The organism is Testudinibacter sp. P27/CKL/0425, assembly GCF_052931395.1.
Genome location: NZ_CM128801.1, coordinates 2,568,322 through 2,586,739, shown reverse-complemented (window position 1 = coordinate 2,586,739; position 18,418 = coordinate 2,568,322). Strand labels below are relative to the sequence as shown.

At 47.7% G+C, this 18,418-nt stretch carries 22 protein-coding genes; 9 read left to right on the top strand and 13 right to left on the bottom strand.

From position 1 onward, the window contains the following. Positions 1–6 precede the first annotated feature (6 nt). Complete coding sequence (gene nfsA / locus ACUHGC_RS12715) at positions 7–744, bottom strand: oxygen-insensitive NADPH nitroreductase (protein ID WP_446833648.1); 738 nt, start codon at positions 742–744, stop codon at positions 7–9. Between the two features lie 154 nt (positions 745–898). Between nfsA and ACUHGC_RS12710 the strand changes: the two genes are divergently transcribed. Next, a complete protein-coding gene (locus ACUHGC_RS12710; RefSeq protein ID WP_446833647.1) occupies positions 899–1,162 on the top strand; it encodes a GrxA family glutaredoxin in 264 nt (87 codons plus the stop codon). 96 nt (positions 1,163–1,258) lie between these two features. Beyond that, positions 1,259–1,600: a zinc ribbon domain-containing protein YjdM gene (locus tag ACUHGC_RS12705; RefSeq protein WP_446833646.1), complete on the top strand. Its 342-nt coding sequence runs from the start codon at positions 1,259–1,261 to the stop codon at positions 1,598–1,600. Positions 1,601–1,654: 54 nt separating this feature from the next. Here ACUHGC_RS12705 and vapC read toward each other — a convergent pair whose 3' ends face one another. The 4 genes from vapC to ACUHGC_RS12685 form a co-directional block, all read right to left on the bottom strand. Next, positions 1,655–2,047 (bottom strand): type II toxin-antitoxin system tRNA(fMet)-specific endonuclease VapC, encoded by a 393-nt coding sequence (gene vapC / locus ACUHGC_RS12700; RefSeq protein WP_446833645.1) that lies wholly within the window; start codon positions 2,045–2,047, stop codon positions 1,655–1,657. After that, on the bottom strand, positions 2,047–2,277 hold the full coding sequence (locus ACUHGC_RS12695; protein ID WP_446833644.1) for an antitoxin: 231 nt from the start codon (positions 2,275–2,277) through the stop codon (positions 2,047–2,049). The genes vapC and ACUHGC_RS12695 overlap by 1 nt, the downstream gene beginning before the upstream one ends. 115 nt (positions 2,278–2,392) lie before the next feature. Then, entirely contained in the window at positions 2,393–2,836 is a 444-nt protein-coding gene (rimI, locus tag ACUHGC_RS12690; protein ID WP_446833643.1) for a ribosomal protein S18-alanine N-acetyltransferase, read from the bottom strand. Beyond that, positions 2,833–3,258: a DNA polymerase III subunit psi gene (locus ACUHGC_RS12685; protein ID WP_446833642.1), complete on the bottom strand. Its 426-nt coding sequence runs from the start codon at positions 3,256–3,258 to the stop codon at positions 2,833–2,835. Before ACUHGC_RS12685 ends, rimI begins: the two co-directional genes overlap by 4 nt. Before the next feature lie 74 nt (positions 3,259–3,332). Here ACUHGC_RS12685 and rsmC point away from each other — a divergent pair, with 74 nt between their 5' ends. From rsmC to ACUHGC_RS12665, 4 genes are all read left to right on the top strand, one after another. Beyond that, positions 3,333–4,331 (top strand): 16S rRNA (guanine(1207)-N(2))-methyltransferase RsmC, encoded by a 999-nt coding sequence (gene rsmC / locus ACUHGC_RS12680; RefSeq protein WP_446833641.1) that lies wholly within the window; start codon positions 3,333–3,335, stop codon positions 4,329–4,331. A gap of 64 nt (positions 4,332–4,395) precedes the next feature. Next, the gene (udk, locus tag ACUHGC_RS12675) at positions 4,396–5,070 is read left to right on the top strand and encodes a uridine kinase (protein ID WP_446833640.1); all 675 of its coding nucleotides are present in this window, start codon (positions 4,396–4,398) and stop codon (positions 5,068–5,070) included. A 10-nt stretch (positions 5,071–5,080) separates the two neighbouring features. Continuing rightward, on the top strand, positions 5,081–5,662 hold the full coding sequence (dcd, locus tag ACUHGC_RS12670) for a dCTP deaminase (RefSeq protein ID WP_446833639.1): 582 nt from the start codon (positions 5,081–5,083) through the stop codon (positions 5,660–5,662). 5 nt (positions 5,663–5,667) lie between these two features. After that, the gene (locus ACUHGC_RS12665) at positions 5,668–6,954 is read left to right on the top strand and encodes a hypothetical protein (RefSeq protein ID WP_446833638.1); all 1,287 of its coding nucleotides are present in this window, start codon (positions 5,668–5,670) and stop codon (positions 6,952–6,954) included. Positions 6,955–7,022: 68 nt separating this feature from the next. Here the strand turns inward: ACUHGC_RS12665 and dctM are convergent, their stop codons facing one another. The 3 genes from dctM to ACUHGC_RS12650 form a co-directional block, all read right to left on the bottom strand. Continuing rightward, positions 7,023–8,306 carry a C4-dicarboxylate TRAP transporter large permease protein DctM gene (gene dctM / locus ACUHGC_RS12660; RefSeq protein WP_446833637.1) on the bottom strand — a complete coding sequence of 428 codons (1,284 nt, stop codon included), beginning with the start codon at positions 8,304–8,306 and terminating at the stop codon, positions 7,023–7,025. Between the two features lie 9 nt (positions 8,307–8,315). After that, the gene (locus ACUHGC_RS12655) at positions 8,316–8,939 is read right to left on the bottom strand and encodes a TRAP transporter small permease (protein WP_446833636.1); all 624 of its coding nucleotides are present in this window, start codon (positions 8,937–8,939) and stop codon (positions 8,316–8,318) included. Positions 8,940–9,006: 67 nt separating this feature from the next. Continuing rightward, entirely contained in the window at positions 9,007–10,011 is a 1,005-nt protein-coding gene (locus ACUHGC_RS12650) for a TRAP transporter substrate-binding protein (protein ID WP_446833635.1), read from the bottom strand. A 246-nt stretch (positions 10,012–10,257) separates the two neighbouring features. Between ACUHGC_RS12650 and mprA the strand changes: the two genes are divergently transcribed. Continuing rightward, positions 10,258–10,767, top strand: coding sequence for a transcriptional repressor MprA (mprA, locus tag ACUHGC_RS12645; protein ID WP_446833634.1), 510 nt, complete (start codon positions 10,258–10,260; stop codon positions 10,765–10,767). 32 nt (positions 10,768–10,799) lie between these two features. Here the strand turns inward: mprA and ACUHGC_RS12640 are convergent, their stop codons facing one another. From ACUHGC_RS12640 to sstT, 5 genes are all read right to left on the bottom strand, one after another. Beyond that, a complete protein-coding gene (locus ACUHGC_RS12640; RefSeq protein ID WP_446833633.1) occupies positions 10,800–11,393 on the bottom strand; it encodes an NAD(P)H-dependent oxidoreductase in 594 nt (197 codons plus the stop codon). 11 nt (positions 11,394–11,404) lie between these two features. Next, positions 11,405–11,851: an NfeD family protein gene (locus ACUHGC_RS12635; RefSeq protein WP_446833632.1), complete on the bottom strand. Its 447-nt coding sequence runs from the start codon at positions 11,849–11,851 to the stop codon at positions 11,405–11,407. A 20-nt stretch (positions 11,852–11,871) separates the two neighbouring features. Then, complete coding sequence (locus ACUHGC_RS12630) at positions 11,872–12,795, bottom strand: SPFH domain-containing protein (protein WP_446833631.1); 924 nt, start codon at positions 12,793–12,795, stop codon at positions 11,872–11,874. An 18-nt stretch (positions 12,796–12,813) separates the two neighbouring features. Beyond that, positions 12,814–14,274, bottom strand: coding sequence for a molybdate ABC transporter ATP-binding protein ModF (gene modF, locus ACUHGC_RS12625; RefSeq protein WP_446833630.1), 1,461 nt, complete (start codon positions 14,272–14,274; stop codon positions 12,814–12,816). Between the two features lie 86 nt (positions 14,275–14,360). Then, on the bottom strand, positions 14,361–15,620 hold the full coding sequence (gene sstT / locus ACUHGC_RS12620) for a serine/threonine transporter SstT (protein ID WP_446833629.1): 1,260 nt from the start codon (positions 15,618–15,620) through the stop codon (positions 14,361–14,363). A 368-nt stretch (positions 15,621–15,988) separates the two neighbouring features. Between sstT and ACUHGC_RS12615 the strand changes: the two genes are divergently transcribed. After that, positions 15,989–16,450, top strand: coding sequence for a LexA family protein (locus ACUHGC_RS12615; RefSeq protein ID WP_446833628.1), 462 nt, complete (start codon positions 15,989–15,991; stop codon positions 16,448–16,450). 98 nt (positions 16,451–16,548) lie between these two features. Continuing rightward, the gene (locus ACUHGC_RS12610) at positions 16,549–18,408 is read left to right on the top strand and encodes an SLC13 family permease (protein WP_446833627.1); all 1,860 of its coding nucleotides are present in this window, start codon (positions 16,549–16,551) and stop codon (positions 18,406–18,408) included. The last annotated feature ends 10 nt before the right edge of the window (positions 18,409–18,418 follow it).

Sequence of the window (18,418 nt, the reverse complement as noted above, 5' to 3'; positions counted from 1 at the left end):
GCTCCGTTATTTTTTTGCAAAACCCTGTTGCTGTAAATACGCCAGCACCTGCGGACGCACCGGTTTGTCTAGGCTTTTAATTACGTTGCGAGTCCAATTCATATCTAACTGATTGCGCTGCCAATAATAATCGGCAACCAAACGATCATAATCTTGCAGCAAGTGCGGTTCCAGCGCTTGATAGCGGTTTTCACTCGCCAGCACTGTGGTTGGCAGCCGTGGTTTCAGCGGCGGATCTTGATCCGGATAGCCTAAGCACAGACCGACCAACGGCACAACGTGTTGCGGCAAGCCGAGCAGTTCGCCGACTTCGGCGATTTTATTACGGATTGAGCCGATATACACTTCGCCCAAACCGATTGATTCCACACTTAACAGCACATTTTGCGCCATAATTCCGGCATCAACACAACCGATCATCAACACCTCGGTGTAATCGGTTTGTGCTTGCGGCAAAATTTGATGATGACGGTGGAAATCAATACAAAACACCCAAAATTCGGCAGCGTCTTCAACATATTGCTGATCGGAAGCGCAGTGTTTTAATTGCGCCCGCAGGGTTTTGTCGGTCACCCGAATGATCGATACACATTGCAAATGGTTTGAACTTGACGCCGCACGTGCGCAATCCAGCAGGGTTTGCACCGTTTGTTCGGCAATCGGCTGCGAGGTGAATTTACGGATAGAACGGTGGGCAAGTGCGGTTTCAATTGTAGTGGAAAGCGGTGTGTTTGCGGTGGTCATCAGCAGTCTCCAATCATAAAGTAGGCGGGTTTATGCGCAATAGTCTTGATATATTACACCAATCGCAGTAATGCGGAAAAAACTTTTCTTATTTGCCGCCAAATCAGCTAAAATGACTGTGTTTTATACATTCATTCACTATTAGGAGTAAGCTATGTTTACCGTTATTTTTGGCCGTCCGGGCTGCCCATATTGTGTTCGTGCAAAAGAATTGGCTGAAAAATTACAAAATACTCGTGACGATTTTGAGTACCGTTATGTCGATATCATCGCTGAAGGCATCAGCAAAGCAGATCTGTCTAAATCCGTCGGCAAAGAAGTACAAACCGTACCGCAAATCTTCGTTGACGAACAACCGATCGGCGGCTGCACCGATTTTGAAGCGCTGGTGAAAGAGAAATTCGGCGTGTTCGCATAATCCGTTTTTATTATTACAACATCAAACGCTTTGCGCTTCGGCACAAAGCGTTTTTTTATGCTATACTGCGCCGGAATTTTATATGAGGAAAACACCATGGAACAAATGCCAAATTGCCCGAAATGTAACGGCGAATATGTTTATCACGACACCATCCAATTTGTCTGCCCGGATTGCGGCAACGAGTGGAGCGGCGAAGAAGCGGCGGCTGACAGCGGCGATGAATTTATCGTTAAAGACAGCAACGGCAATATTTTACAAGACGGCGATTCAGTGATTTTAATTAAAGATCTGAAAGTCAAAGGTTCAGGCTCATTGGTGCTGAAAAAAGGCAGCAAAGCGAAAAATATCCGTCTGGTCAACTCGGATCACAACGTAGATTGCAAAATCGACGGCGTCAGTCTGGCACTGAAATCCGAATTTTTGAAAAAAGCCTAAGCGGCAGTTTCAATCCGGTTTAGACCGCACTTTGTAGATGCAAAGTGCGGTTTTTTATAGCCAATTTTCCAGCTTAAGTTGGGGAATGCATTCAAACTCCTTGGTGTTGTTGCTAACCAACACACAATCGCTAGCGAGCGCATGGGCGGCAATTAACATATCCAAACTGCCGATCGCCTGCCCGCGTTTTTCCAGTGATTGGCGAAGATCGGCATAGTGCCAGATAATATTGTCCGACAATGCCAGTGTGTCCAAGGGCGCTAAAAATTTTTCTAATGCGAGTTTATTTTTTATTGAGCCGGATTTAGCCACGCCAAAAGCCAGTTCTGCCGCTGTGATGCTGGAAATACATAAATCCCCCAGCTGGAATTGCTGAAATTTTTGAAAAACGCTAGCCGGCTTGTGATTGATAATATAAATGCAAATATTGGTATCCAACATATACATTAGAGCAGTTCCTCGTGCAGTGTGTCGGTTTGTTCGGCGCGTTGCAATTCAAAGTCTGTTTCAAATTCATGCACGGCTTCTTGCATGATCTGCCAGGGATTATCAATCGGGAGTAGTAACACGCCATTGGCAAACTGTTTGATTGCCACCTCAGTCGAATCAAAACGATATTTTTTCGGCAAACGAACCGCCTGACTTCTGCCACTGGTGAAAATTTTTGCGGTTTCCATACAGCCTCCTTGTGCTATCTATCATTGATATATAGCATATCTTACGCCGGATTGGGGGGCAAGGATTGTTGATTTTTTAAGCGCACTATTAGACGGTTTAAATATGGACTGGCGACTACAAATACAGCGCCATTACCAGGGCATCTTCGCGTTGGTTGTCGGCGGTGGGGTAGTAATTTTTGCGTTGGGTCACCAGATTGAAGCCGAGACGATCATACAGTTTTTGCGCTGCCAGATTGGATTGGCGCACCTCCAGCCACAAGATCAACACCGCACTTTGACGCAGTTCGTTGATTAATTGCAGCAAGAGCTGTTCGCCGAGCCCTTGCCGTTGATAAGCAGGATCAATCGCGATATTAAACAGTGTGGCTTCGTCCAACACCGTTTGGCAAATGGCAAAACCGACAATGGTTTGATTTTTAATGATTTTCAGGTTTAGGTAACGTTCGCCTTGATTATTCAGCAATGTGCCTTTCGACCACGGGATCAAATGCGCTTGCTGCTCGATTTGATAAAGACGGTCAAAATCGGCGGCGTCGAGCGGCTGAATAGCAATCATGGTTGTGATTCCTGTAATGCAAATTGTTGTAACTGTTGCCAAAGTTGGCGTTTAGCTTGCGGACTTTGGCGCAACTGTTGCCAATTCAGCGAGGTGATCTGCGGCAGTTGCGCAACGGCGGTTGGTGGTGTTTCTTGTTCTGTGGGGGCGTCGCCGACCCGCCATAATGCCGGGGAATGACTGAGTGCCAAACGTTGCAATTGTTCGTGGTTAATCAGCAGGCACTGCTCGGTGCTGACACCCAATGCGCGATAGAGATCGGCTAAAAGTGCGGTCGGCGGCGCGGGATCGTCACTGACAATCACCAATTTAATGTGCGCTGCCACCGCAATTGCCGATGCGCCTTTCAGGGCTTGCGGACGGTGCAAAACCCATTGTTCGATTCCCATTTGTTGAAGCAACAAGGCGCGGCGCAGCGGCATAATAATCCTTAAATAAATAACGGAACACGGCTATAATAGCGTTCGATTTTAACCAATAACCAGCAGGATTTATAGTGATTTCAGTCGAAAGCCAAGTTTTACAGCGCCACCTCGCGTTTTTTGATGATAAGTCGGTGCTGTTTGCCGGCAGTTTGCATGACAACTTCCCCGCGCAGCTGAAAAATAGCCGTTCGGTGCAGGTGGTCAGTTGTTATTACGATTATGTGCGCCAAATTGAAGCGGCGGTTGCCACCGATTTCAGCGTGGAAAACCGACACGACGCAGATTTAATCGTGTATTACTGGAGCAAAAACAAGCAAGAGGTGCTGTTTCAATTAATGCAGCTGCTGGCGCGTGCGCCAATCGGACAAAGCGTATTAATTATCGGTGAAAACCGCTGCGGCGTGCGTTCGGTGGAGAGAATTCTGCAGCCGTTCGGTAATATTCACAAAATTGATTCGGCGCGCCGTTGCGGGTTATATCATTTTCAGTTGCAACAGCAGCCGAAATTTGCGTTGGCGGATTATTGGAAAAGCTATCAACATCCGCAGCTGCCCGAATTAATCGTATATAGCCTGCCGGGGGTGTTTAGCGCGAATGAACTGGATCAAGGCACCGCACTTTTGCTGTCGAGTTTAACCCCAAAAGTGCAGGGCAGAGTGCTGGATTTAGGCTGTGGCGCCGGGGTGATCGGCAGCTATTTAAAACGCCAAAATCCGTCAATCGAGCTGGTGATGAGTGACATTCACTCCATGGCGTTGGCGTCGGCAAACCGCACTTTGCAGCAAAATCAGCTGTCTGCCGAGGTGGTGGCGAGTGATGTGTTTTCCGATTTGAACGGCAAGTTTGATTTGATTATTTCCAATCCGCCGTTCCACGACGGCATCGATACCGCGTATCGTGCGGTGCAGGAGCTGATTTCACAAGCGAAATGGTTTTTGCGTCAAGGCGGCGAGCTGCGAATTGTGGCGAATGCGTTTTTGCCGTATCCCGAATTGCTCGATCGGGCGTTTGGCGAGCATCGGCTGCTGGCGAAAACCAATAAATTTAAAGTCTACGCGGCTTATGCTTGATTGTGCGGGTGCGTAAGCGCTGAAATCTTGTTATACTTTTAAAAATACACTGCAAGGATTGATTATGGCTGACAATAGCTCAAATTCCACCGCCCAAAATGAACCTAACAATACGATCATTATTGCTATCGCCGGTGCGTCGGCGTCCGGCAAAAGTTTAATCGCGTCGACCATTCACAAAGAATTGTGTGAAGAAGTCGGCGGCAACGACATCGGGATCATTTCCGAAGATTCCTACTATAAAGATCAAAGCCACCTGTCGTTTGAACAGCGCACCGCAACCAACTATGATCATCCGAATTCGATGGATCACGAGCTGTTGGTCACCCATTTGCAGCAGCTGAAACGCGGCGAGGCGATTCAAGTGCCGGAATACAGCTATGTTGAGCATACCCGCACCGCCAACACCCACGAATTTAAACCGCGCCGAATCATTATCTTAGAAGGCATTTTGCTTTTGACCGAAGAGCGGATTCGCAACGAAGTGAACGCGTCGATTTTCGTCGATGCGCCGTTGGATATCTGCTTTATCCGCCGTTTGCAGCGCGATATGCAGGAGCGCGGTAGAAGTTTGGAGTCGGTGGTGTCGCAATACCGCAAAACCGTGCGCCCGATGTTTTTGCAATTTATTCAGCCGTCAAAACAGTTTGCCGACATTATCGTGCCGCGCGGCGGAAAAAATCGTATTGCGATCAATATTTTAAAAGCACAAATTTTGCAGATGTTAAAACAAAAATAGGGGAAACGGCATGAGATTATGTGATCGTGATATTGAAGCCTATTTGGATCAAGGGATTATTGCACTCGATCCGCGCCCGTCGAATGATAAAATTAACGGCGCAACCATTGATGTGCGTTTGGGCAATTCGTTCCGCGTATTTCGCGAATACAGCGCGCCGTATATTGATTTAAGCGGCCCGCGCGAAGAAGTGTCGGCGCAGTTGGAACGGGTGATGAGCGAGGAGATCGTGCTGAACGACGATGAGGCATTTTTCCTGCATCCGGGCGTGTTGGCACTGGCGACCACTTATGAGTCGGTCAAACTGCCGGCAAACGTGATCGGCTGGCTGGACGGACGCTCTTCCTTAGCGCGTTTGGGCTTAATGGTACACGTTACCGCGCATCGGATCGATCCGGGCTGGGAGGGCAAAATCGTGTTGGAGTTTTTTAACTCAGGCAAGCTGCCGCTGGCATTGCGCCCGAAAATGGTGATCGGCGCGCTGAGCTTTGAAATTTTAAGCGGTGAAGCGGCACGACCATACAACAGCCGCCAAAACGCGAAATATAAAAATCAGCAAGGTGCGGTCGCCAGCCGTATCGACGAGGATTAAACCCGATGCGAAACAAGCGCGTGTTGTATTCTGTGGTTGCCGCAGCAACCGCGCTCGGTTTGTCACTTCATTATCAATTAAACAGTTTAGAACGCCGCGCAAATGACTACCTGCGCGCGCTGCCGAATCTCCAGTTTGCCAGTGCGGATATCCGTTATTTTCCCTCGCCACGTTTAACGTTATCACAGCTTAACTATCCCTATCAGCAATGGACGCTGTCTGCCGAACAGGCTACGTTACAGTTTTCTTGGCTTTCTTTGTTCAGCTTTGCGCCCAAAGTGCAGCAAGCCGAGCTTGTCGGCGGCGAATTGTCGGCGGCGCAACAGCCGCAGTGGCGCAATTTGGCGTTTAAACTGCGTGATATTGATTCGAACTACCGCACGGCGTTATTAGATTTGAGCGTTGAAAGTGCCGGACGCGATCGGCTTCAACTGAATGCGCAAATCGGACGGTTCCCGAACGGAGTTGAGTTGTACGATACCGCACTTAAGGCGGAAATGGCGGAAGGCTATTTTCTGAATAATCAAGCGCTGGAAATGCACGCTCGAAAGATCTCGTTGTCACAACAACAAACTTTATTGCAACTGGTGCTGCAACAAGCGCAACTTAATCAATTGCCGCTGAAAAGTGCGGTATTGCACTATTCGCTGGTGCCGACTGCCGCACCGAAACCGCACTTTCGCCTGCAACTCAGCCAACAAAGCGGCAATTTGACGGTGGATTCAATTCGGCGCCAGCAAGATAACTTGTTGGTAATCAAAGGACGAAAATTAGAGTTGTCCCCATTATTGGAATTTTTGCAGCTGCCGGTGTTACTGCGTGGCAAGGCGGATTTCGACGGCGATGCGGTGTTTGAGCAAGGGGTGTTGATGCAGGGCAAGCTGCGCTTGCGTGCGACGGAAACCGCACTTAACGGCTTGAACTTGATCGAAATGATCAGTCAATATTACCCGCTGCGCCAAGGCGCACAGAAATACGCCGATCGTATTGAAACGCCGTTTAATCAGCTGGATATGGCGTTGAACTGGAGGCGTGACAAACTCAACCTGACCCGAATTCAGGCACAGGGCGAGGATTTGAATCTGAGCGGCAAAGGGGAGATGAACCTGATGGATTTGACCTGTCGCTTGGATTTACGGCTCTCACCGACCCAGAGTGGTTATTCGCAATTTCAGCTGCCGGTCAGCTTGTTCGGGCCTTGCCAGTCTCCACAATATCGCATCAGCATTGATCGCAAATTGGGCAATCAGTTAAAGCAATTGTTAAAAGAGAAGTTGAAAGAAAGAAACTAGCGCGGACAGAAGGAATAAAAGAAAGCCGCACTTGCTTGGTAAAACGGCAAGTGCGGTTTTTTGTTGACTTACATTGCGCCTATCCAGTTAGGCAACGCAAGGGAGATCGCCGGAATGTAGGTGATGGCGATCAGGAAGCCGAGCATCAGCAACAGCCACGGAGTTGCCGCTTTGATCACTTGTGGTAGGCTCAAATTGGTGATGGCAGACGCCACGAACAGATTCAAACCGACTGGCGGCGTGATCATGCCGATTTCCATGTTAACCACCATGATGATCCCCAAGTGAATCGGATCAATGCCTAATTGCATTGCAATCGGGAACAGAATCGGCACTAAGATTAGGATAATCGCAGACGGCTCCATAAAGGCACCGGCAATCAGCAACACGATATTCACTACAATCAGGAATTGCCACGGCTGCAGATCCATTTCAACGACAAGTGCGGTCAGCTGCTGCGGAATTTGCTCAGTGGTCAACACATGAGCGAATAACATGGCGTTGGCGATGATAAACATCAGCATAATGCTGAGTTTACCCGCTTCCAATAATACTTTCGGGCACTCGCGCAATTTGATGTCTTTATACACGAACACCGCGACAAAGAACGAGTACACAGCCGCTACGGCGGCGGCTTCGGTCGGGGTAAAGGCGCCGCTGTAAATTCCGCCCAGAATGATCACCATTAAAATCAAGCCCCACAGCGCTTTGCGAGCGGCGGAGAACCACTCGCGCACCGAGGCGCGCGGCAAGGCGGGCAGATTTTTTATTCGCGCAACAATATAAATCGCCACCATTAATGCGCCGCCTAACAATAAGCCCGGCACAACGCCTGCCATAAACAGACGTCCGACCGAGGATTCGGTGGCGGCAGCATATACCACCATCACAATCGACGGCGGAATCAGAATGCCCAAGGTACCGGCATTACAGATAATCCCGGTGCCGAACGCCACCGGATAACCGGAACGCACCATACCGGCAATTGCAATTGAACCGACCGCGGCAACGGTTGCCGGGCTGGAGCCGGACAGGGCGGCGAATAGCATACAGGCAAGCACCGAGGCGATTGCCAAGCCGCCGCGAATGTGTCCGACCGTGGCATTGGCAAAGTCAATTAAACGTCTCGCCACGCCGCCGGTGGTCATAAAGGCGCCGGCGAGCAGGAAGAACGGAATCGCTAATAACGTGTAGTGTTCCGAGGTTTCAAACAGTTTGATCGCTACCGAGCTGATGGAATCTTGGCTGAAGAAAATAATAATCAATGAGCCGGATAAACCGAGCGCGACTGCAACCGGCACGCCGATCAACATCAGGGCGAACAGGCAAATAAATAAAAATACGACAGTCATGGCGGCTCCTTAATGGGTTTCTTCTTGTAATTTCATAGCGTCTTTAGCTTCATCAGCTAAACCCAAATCGCTTTGCTGACCTTTCAGTAAGCGAATAAAAATTTCGCCGAAACGCATAAAGATCATCAGATAGCCGATTGGGATAATCAGCCCGATATGCCATAACTGGATACCGAAATGCTGTAAATCTTCGGCGCCGATCTTTGCTTTAAACATCGCACTCACCCACTCGATACTGGCGTAGGCGATCATTGCGGCATAAATCAAGCAAGCAAGACAGGCAACAATACTGATCACACGCTGCACCGGGGTGTTAAATTTTTTGACCAGCGCATCAATGCCGATATGTCCGGCGGTGCGCACACCATAAGAGGCACCAAAGAAAATCAACATCGCAAAAAACAGCTTGGTTAATGCCACGCTCCAAGTCATTTCCTGTGCGATATTAATTGAAAAATCGGCAATCGGCAGAAAAACCGATTCCAGCGAAGGGTAGGCGTCTGCCAAATCATAAAATGGAGAATAAAGGTTGTTAAAAAGCACATAAACAAAGGTGATGATAGTCATCAACGCCAGTGACACGGCGATCATAAACTCTTCCATCTTTCCCCACAAGAATGCGAGCGACTTCATGGTAATTCCTTAAAACGTAAAATCGCAAAAGTGCGGTCAGGGAAACCGCACTTTTGCAGATAATGGGTTATTGCTGGTTGGAGGCTTCGGCAGCTTGGATCAGCTCGGCACCGATTGCGCCTTCAAATTTTTTCCATACCGGACGCATCGCTTCACGCCATTGCGCTCTTTCTTCCGCAGTCAGGGTAATGATTTCAGTGGTTTTCGCATCGACGATTTTTTGCTTGTCAGCCAAATTAAATTCATGGGATTTTTTGTTCACTTCATCACTGACTTCAGCCATGATGTCGCTTAAACCGCTGCGTAGTTCCGGCGGCAGTCCTTCCCAGAATTTGGTGTTGACAATTACCATGTAAGACAACAAACCGTGATTGGATTCGGTGATGTATTTTTGTACTTCATGGATTTTTTGCGAGTAGATATTGGAATATGGATTTTCCGCGCCGTTCACTACGCCGGTTTGCAAGCCTTGATACATTTCACTGAATGCCATTTTGCGCGGCACGGCGTTCAACTGTTTGAACTGCGCATCCAACACTTCAGAGTTTTGTACGCGGAATTTTAAGCCGCGCGCATCTTTTGGCACACGCAAAGCTTTGTTGGCAGACAGTTGTTTAAGGTCGTTATTCCAGTAGCCTAATCCGGTGATGCCTTTGTCGGTCATGCTATTCAACAGGCTTTTGCCGGCGTCGCTTTTTTCAAAACGTTCCACCGCCTTGATGTCGTCAAACAGGAAAGGCAAATCGAATAATTGAATTTGCGGCGCGTATTTGTCAAATTTTGCCAATGAAGGCGCCAACATTTGCACGTTGTTTAACAGCAATGCTTCCATTTCTTTACCGTCGCCGTACAGCGAGGAGTTGGAATACACTTCCACCTTGACTTGATCAGGGAATTTTTCTTCAGCCAGTTTTTTAAATAGCAACGCACCTTGTCCTTTAGGGGTTTCGTCGGCAACAACGTGTGAGAATTTGATGATCACCGGATCGGCGGCAAACGCGTTGGCACTGGCAAGCACCGCAAGCGCACCGGCGGAGGAAACGAGTTTGAACAGTGTGTTCTTCAATTTCATAACATAATTCCTTTTATTAGTGTAAAAAGAGGGAGGGATAAGACAACTTTAACAATTAAGATAGAGAATCGGCTATTTTTAGTAAATCGGATTTTTATCAAATGTTGATCCGCTTCACAAAAAATTAACATTTATTTTACAGAGAATGGGACTTTTTCACAGGGTAAGCTAATTTAATCCTTTTATAGTAACGGAAGTTATAATAAAATTGATATACTATTTACTCAGTCGTTAAAGGAGTTGGCAATGCGAAATTTCGCCGAAATAGAAGCCTCGATTAAGCAGAGTGCTAAGTCTGAGCCGGATTGGCCAGTGGATAAAGTGTTATTACTGCGTTTGTTATTGCATTCCGCCAGCAGTTATCTGGAACACCGCAATAGACTATTGAAGGAATTTGACCTGAATGACACCCTATTTATGGCGCTGGTGGTGCTTTATACGCAACCTAATAACACCATTCAACCGTCAAAACTCAGCAGTATTTTAGGGTCATCGCGCACTAACGCCACCCGAATTTCAGATGATTTAGTCGGGCGCAACTGGATTGAGCGCGTGGTGAGCGGTAGCGATCGTCGCTGTTTTGAATTGCGCCTAACCAATATCGGCAAGCAGTTTATTCAAACCAATTTGCCACAGCAATGGAAGTATATTCATGGAGTTTTTCAAGGAATTTCAGACGAAGAAATGCAGCAGTTGTCGTCGATTTTGCATAAAATCGTCACCAATGTGAATAAAGATCGTAGTGTGAGTGAATAAAAGAAACCAAAATGCCGGAAGTCCGGCATTTTTTATGTGTCGTGGTTGAGGTTTTGCCGCGTGATGGTTGCGGCTTGCATCAACATAGCTTGGCGCGCCGCCTGATCAATAAGATGAATGTCGCCAAAAATGGTGTGTTGAATGTCAACGATGCCGCAATAGTCGAACAGCCCGTCGACTAAGGTGTCTTTCAGCGAGTGGCTAAAACCGCACTTTTGATAGCTTTCCGGGCTGCTGCCGATCAAGATAAACTGCTGCAATTTTTTGCCTTGCAGCAGACCTTGCGAAACGCCGTTTTCGGTTTTGTATGCAAAACCGTGGGTTAATACGCGATCCAGATAGCCTTTCAATATCGCAGGGAAACCCATCCACCACAACGGATAAATCAAGGTAATCAGATCGGCACGGTTGATCAGATCCTGCTCGTAGCGAATTTCTGCCGGTACAATGCCTTGGTATGAGCCTTGCAACTCTTCATGCGACAAAATCGGATTAAAATCCATGCGGTAGAGATCACGCACCACCACATCACAACCGCATTTGCGGCTGCTGTCGGCGCAGTCGTCAACCATCGCTTTACTGAAGCTGTTTAGATTCGGGTGGGCGTAAATAATTAAATGCTGCATTGCCGCTCCGTTTATGCCATTTTTTCGACGATTAAGGTAATGCCGTTGACTTCAATCACTTTTACCACGTCACCTTGCTGCAAGGCTTCGCCTTTAATCCGCCAAGTGGTGTCGCCGAAATGGGCGCGTCCGATATTATTTTGCTGCACTTCGGTGACCACGCCACGCTGTCCGAGCATCGCAATGCCGCGTTGATTCAGCGCGGTATGCGGATCTGCTTGTTGATCTTTGCGGTGTTGATAGCGCCACCAGATTAAGCTGGCAATCACCGCGAGGGTGGCGAAAATAATCCAATCCCACGCCACAGGAATGCTGACAATCGCGTTCAGAATGCCGACCACAAAGGCGGCAAGCCCCCACCATAACAGGAAAATGCCGGGAATCACCGCTTCGCCGATCAGCAGGATAAACCCCAACACCAGCCAATACCAAAACTCCCATGTGCTAAACCATTCCATTTGCCACCTCGCGGGTTAAGTTAGGCTTTTTTGTCGCCTTTCAATAATTCACTGATGCCGGCAACCGAGCCGATCAAATTGCCCGCTTCTAACGGCATCAAGACCACTTTGCTATTATTTGCCTGTCCGATTTGTTGCAGTGCTTCGGTGTATTTTTGGGCAATAAAGTAGTTGATCGCCTTAGTGTCGCCATGCGCAATCGCATCGGAAACCATTTGGGTTGCCTTGGCTTCCGCTTCTGCCGCCCGTTCGCGCGCTTCGGCTTGCAGGAAGGCTTCTTGTCTTTCCCCTTCGGCTTGTAAAATGCGCGATTGTTTTTCCCCTTCGGCGCGCAGAATTGCCGCTTGGCGAATCCCTTCGGCTTCTAAAATGTCGGCACGTTTGTTACGTTCGGCTTTCATCTGGGCGTTCATCGAATCGATCAGCTCTTTCGGCGGACGTACGTCGCGAATCTCGATCCGCGTAACTTTCACGCCCCACGGATTAGTCGCTTCATCGACAATGGTCAGCAAGCGGCTGTTGATCGAATCTCGCTGCGACAACATTTCGTCCAGTTCCATCGAACCGAGTACGGTACGAATATTGGTCAGCGTCAGGTTGATAATCGCCTGTTCCAAGTGGTTGACTTCATAAGCCGCATTGCGTGCGTCGATCACCTGCACAAAACAGACCGCATCAATCGACACGTTGGCGTTATCTTTCGAAATCACCTCTTGCGACGGAATATCCAACACCTGTTCCATCATGTTAATTTTGCGCCCGACGCGATCGATAAACGGCACAATAAAATTCAAACCCGGGGTTAATGTGCGGGTGTAGCGCCCGAAGCGTTCGATCGTCCAGTGGTAGCCTTGCGGCACGGTTTTCAGTGCCGAAAGCAGGGTAAAGATCACAAATAGAACGAAAAACAGGGCAACAATCGGCAAGCCGTCTAAAAATTCCATCTTTTTAACTCCTATAGTTTATTCAATCCTAGTTTGATAATAATCGTAACCTTCGTCGTTTGCAATAAATTCAAAAGTGCGGTTAATACACTTCGGCTGATCTTCAAGGTGGTGCGAAACAAACAGCAGTTGAGTTTGGCTGTTGTCGATCAGCTGCTCGATAAAGGTCAGTACCAGGTGGCGGTTAATGCCGTCCAAGCCCATTAGAGGCTCGTCTAAAATCAAAACCGGCGGATGTTTCACCATCGCGCGTGCAATCAGCAACAGTCGCTGCTGCCCCCAAGAGAGCGAACGGAATGGTTTGTCGGCAAATTGCTGCATTTTAATGCGCTCCAGCCATTGCATTGCGTTGATTCGCAAGCTGTCGGGAATGCGCTGATAAACGCCGATCGAATCAAAATAGCCGGAAACGATCACCTCCAATGCTTTGCAATTTACCCGATAATCGAGGTGCAATTGATTACTAAGGAAGCCGATCTTCTGCTTAATCTCCCACACCGTTTCTCCGCTGCCACGCTGTTTGCCGAAAATATGTACATGATTGCTGAAGGCTTGCGGATGATCGCCGCTGATCAATGAGAGCAAAGTCGATTTGCCGCAGCCGTTCGGGCCTTTAATCCACCAGTTTTCACCTTTTTTCACCCGCCAGTTAAGATCAGTCAGAATGCGCTTGTCGCCATAGCCGACGTTGACGTTAGCTAATTCAAACACCGAATCCAATTCGGCAGGCAGTGTTTGCGGCGGCTCGGCAGGCATGGGAATCGGCTGTTGAACCGCACTTTCGGCATCGCGCAGTTGCTGAAAAATCGGGCTGTCGATCATCTCGGCGGCAGCGGCTTGCTGCAATAGGCGGCAATTGCTCATCATTGCGATACTGTCGGCTTGCGGCGGAATATCGTTCAGTCGGTTAATGATTAAAATCACCGTCATTTCACGGCATAAATCCGCCAGCAATTGCAGCCAAAAAGCTTGTGAAGCCTGATCTAAGCCTTCAAGCGGCTCGTCTAAAATCAGCAACTGCGGTTTGCTGATCAGCGCTTTGGCGAGCAGCACCTTGCGTCCTTCGCCGGTGGAAAGCAGTTTGAACGGGCGATTGAGCAGTGGCGTGATATTTAATCGTTGCGCCAGCTCGGTTAAATCTGCCGGATCGGCTTGATCTTCCAAAATCAATTCGGCGGCGGTTTTGCCGTGATAATCCGGATCGACACAGTCGTTGTTGAGGTCACGAAAAATCTGCTCGATAATCTGCTGTTGCTGCTCGAACGACAGCAGGTTGATATGCGCAAACGGGTTCTGGTATTGCCCGTTATATGGCGGGTTTTTCTGTGCTAGAAATTTTGCCAGCGTACTTTTGCCGCTGCCGTTATGCCCGACAATCACCTCAAATTCATGCGGCTTGATTTGAAACTGATCAATTGTTAAAAACAGTCGGCTGGTGATTTTAATTTCAGCTTGTTGGAGTTGAACCGCACTTTGCATAATGATTTCACTCTATTTTGATAATAAAAAAGCGAATCCACGTTGAGCGTTCGGATTCGCTTACTTGAAATATACAGCTAAATTAATTAGCCGTTTTTACGTTGTTCCGCTAAATCAGCTGCCGCGGTGAACACGATGTCAGTCGATGAATTCAGTGCGGTTTCAACCGAGTCTTGAATCACACCAATCGTAAATCCGACGCCAATCACTTGCACCGCGATGTCGTTTGGAATCCCAAACAGGCTACAGGCTAGCGGAATCAGCAATAAAGAACCGCCGGCAACACCGGATGCGCCGCAAGCACATACACTGGCGACCACGCTTAATAAAAGTGCGGTGCCGAAGCTGACTTCGATGCCCAAAGTGGTAACCGCTGCCAGCGTCAGAACGGTCACCGTGATTGCTGCGCCTGCCATGTTGATGGTTGCACCCAATGGAATAGAAACCGAATAAACTTCTTCATCTAAGTTCAGACGTTTTGCCAAGTTCATGTTAACCGGAATATTGGCAGCGGAACTACGGGTGAAGAATGCGGTTAAACCACTTTCGCGCACCGCCGTCCAAACCAACGGGTACGGATTTTGACGGGTTTTCCAGAACACCAGAATCGGGTTGATCACAAATGCTACAAACAGCATTGAACCGACCAATACATACAGCAAGCTAGCGTAGATCCCTAATTCTGATAAGCCTTTATCCGCCATTGCCGCAGCAACCAGACCGAACACCCCGAACGGTGCAAAAGCGATTACCACTTTCACGATCATGGTAACGGCTTCGGCTAATTCGTGAACAATACGCTTGGTGCTTTCAGAAGCATGGCGCAAAGCGATCCCTAAACCGATTGCCCAAGCCAAAATACCGATGTAGTTGGCGTTATACAGGGCTTGAATCGGATTATCGAAAATATTCATCAGCACTGTCAGTATAACTTCACTGACATTTTTCGGCGGGCTTAATTCGGCACTGCCGGTTCTCAATGTTAATGCGGTAGGGAACAGGTAGCTGGCGATAACTGCGGTTAATGCAGCCAAGAAAGTGCCAAGAATATACAACACGATAATCGATTTCATCGCTTTGCTGCTGTGTTCGGCGTTGCTTGGTTTGCGGTTGGCAATTGCTGACAGTACCAGAATAAAAACTAAAATCGGCGCAATCGCACGTAAACCGCGTACAAACAGCGTACCTAAAATACTGACGCTTTCCGCAAGGTTAAAGCCTAACGAGGGGACCAATGGATGAGCGATTAAACCGACAATGATCCCGAGCACGAGACCGATGGCGATTTTGACAATCAAGCTGCCTTGGAATAAGAGTTTGGTTAAAAAGTGATTTGAGCTACTCATAATTTTCTTCTTTTTATGGTGGATGAAAAATAAACAGACCCGAGTCTTTTTACATAATTGACAACACCCCGCAAGCGAGATGAGAGCTAAGATTAGCGCAAAATATTCCAGAATAAAACATAAAATTAATTAAAGTGCAGTTTTAATAGGAAAATGTCTATTTTTCTTTGATTTTTTTAATTATTCGCTAAAAAATCTGCCCGACGCTTATCAGATTTTGGGATCAACGGAAGATCTTTTTTAGCGGTTGTATAAAAAACCGCTTGAATGCTGTATGGAAAAACAGTATAAATAACTGTATATAAAAACAGTATTGAATGCAATGTGCACAAATGTGCGGCAAACTAAAGGCAAGCGGAGGCACTACAATGTATAACCATCTGAATAATAATGTAAATAATTATGTTGATCGCAATTACTCATATCAGCCGATGCCGCTGTATGACGATCATCAACAACCGCACTTTCATTTTGCTCAACGCAGTGCGGTGAAATATAAAATGGATCTCAATCTGTATTGCATCAAAAAACCAAAGCAAACGTTTTTTATGCGAGTAACCAATCCCAACCTCACCTCATGGGGCATTGAAAAAGGCGATATGTTGGTGATTGAGGAAGAAAGTGCGGTCAGCCCGGGCGATCTGGTGGTGATTGAGCAAGACGGGAGTTTGCAGCTGTATGAATTTTTTTCGGCGCAGCAGGACAAGCTGATCTTTTTCTCTTTGGATTCTAAACACCCCAATTTACAAGTCAGTAGCTTGCAAGCGCTGGATCTGCGCGGCGTGGTCACCAATACGATCCATCAATTTCGCGGGCGGAGAGCAGCATAGAAAAGTGTGTGATTTTTGAGGTTAATTTAAGCTCAATTTGAAGCACCTTCTATGCTATAGTAAACGGGTTCAATCAGAATCGAATCCGGAGTGGAAAAATGGATTTTTTACAAAAAATCTTGCCTGTCAGCCCACAATTGGCACTAGTATTGGTTTTATTATGTATTGCGATTTGGCTGTTTATCTCGAATAAACTGCGCATGGATGTGGTGGCACTGCTAGTGATGATCGCATTCAATTTGAGTGGGATCCTCAGCGTACAGGAAATTCTGGCGGGTTTTAGTGATCCGAATGTGATTCTGATTGCACTGTTATTCATTGTGGGAGAAGGTTTGCTGCGCACCGGCGTGGCATATCAAGTCAGCGAATGGCTGATCAAAGCAGCAAATAACAATGAAGTTAAAATTCTAGTCTTGCTTATGGTTGCGGTTGCCGGACTGGGGGCGTTTATGAGTTCAACCGGTATCGTGGCGATTTTTATTCCGGTGGTCTTGGCAATTTGTGCTCAATTGAATATTTCGCCTAAGCGCTTGATGATGCCGTTGAGTATCGCCGGCTTAATCAGCGGCATGATGACCTTGATTGCGACGCCGCCGAATTTGATCGCAAACGCCGAATTGGTCAGAGCAGGGCATTCCGCACTGAACTTTTTTTCTTTCACCCCGATCGGTTTAATGGTGCTGGTGTTAGGCATTGGTTATATGTTGGTTGCCCGTCGTTTGCTAGACAGCGGCGATACGAATGCAAACAATAAAGCCAATTATAACCGCACTTCGATGAATGATTTGATCGTCAGCTACCAATTACAAGGACGCTCGAAACAAGCGTTAATTATGCCCGGTTCCCCGCTTATCGGCAAAACCTTAGATGAACTGCATTTGCATTCAAAATACAATATTTTAGTTGTGGCGGTGGAACGTTGGCGGCGTATCCGCCATATTGTGGTGACGGCTTCCGCGTTAACCGAACTGCGTGAAAAAGATATTTTGCTGTTGGACATCGCCGACAATCAGCTGGACTGGCTGTCCTTTTGTGAAGAATATAAGTTAAAACCGATGGCGGTGCGGGGCAACTATTTCAGTGAAAAATCTAAATCGGTCGGCATGGCTGAAATTTCTCCTATCCCGGAAAGCGTCAATTTAGGGCAAACAATCCGTAAAATTCAGTTTCAAAATAAATATGGTTTAATTGTTGCCGGCGTGAAACGAGGCAATAATCTGATCAGCGGTGAGCTGGGCGATGTGGAAATCAGCATCGGGGATCAATATCTGGTGATCGGCGAATGGAAACAGATCAATGAACTGCGCAGTAGCAATCAAGATTTCTTTATGTTGAATTATCCGAGCGAAATTGACCAAGTCGCGCCGGCACTGACACAAGCGCCACACGCTGTATTTTCAGTCGTGGTGATGGTGGCACTGATGGTTAGTGGGCTGGTGCCTAATGTAATTGCCGCCCTGATCGCCTGTATGATGTTGGCAAAGTTCCGTTGTGTAGACGCCCGCAGTGCGTACAATTCGATACATTGGCCGAGTTTGATCTTGATTGTCGGCATGATGCCGTTTGCCATTGCCTTAAATAAAACCGGTGGTATCAGTTTAGCCGTAAACGGGTTATTAGATTTAGTCGGTGGTTTGGGCATTCATGCTATTTTGGCGAGCTTGTTTGTACTATGTGTTGTGGTCAGCTCGTTTATTTCCAACACCGCGACAGCAATTCTGATGATGCCGATTGCGATGGCAATGGCGCAAGAACTCGGTATTTCCCCGCTGCCGTTCGTGATTACAATCGCCGTTGCAGCTTCCGCCGCATTTATGACGCCGGTAGCATCACCGGTGAACACCATGGTGCTCGGCCCCGGCGGCTATAAATTCTCCGATTTCCTCAAAGTCGGCGTCCCGTTTACGCTTATTGTGATGATTGCCACAGTATTGGTCGTGCCGATTTTGTTTGGGTAGTCCAGCCCTT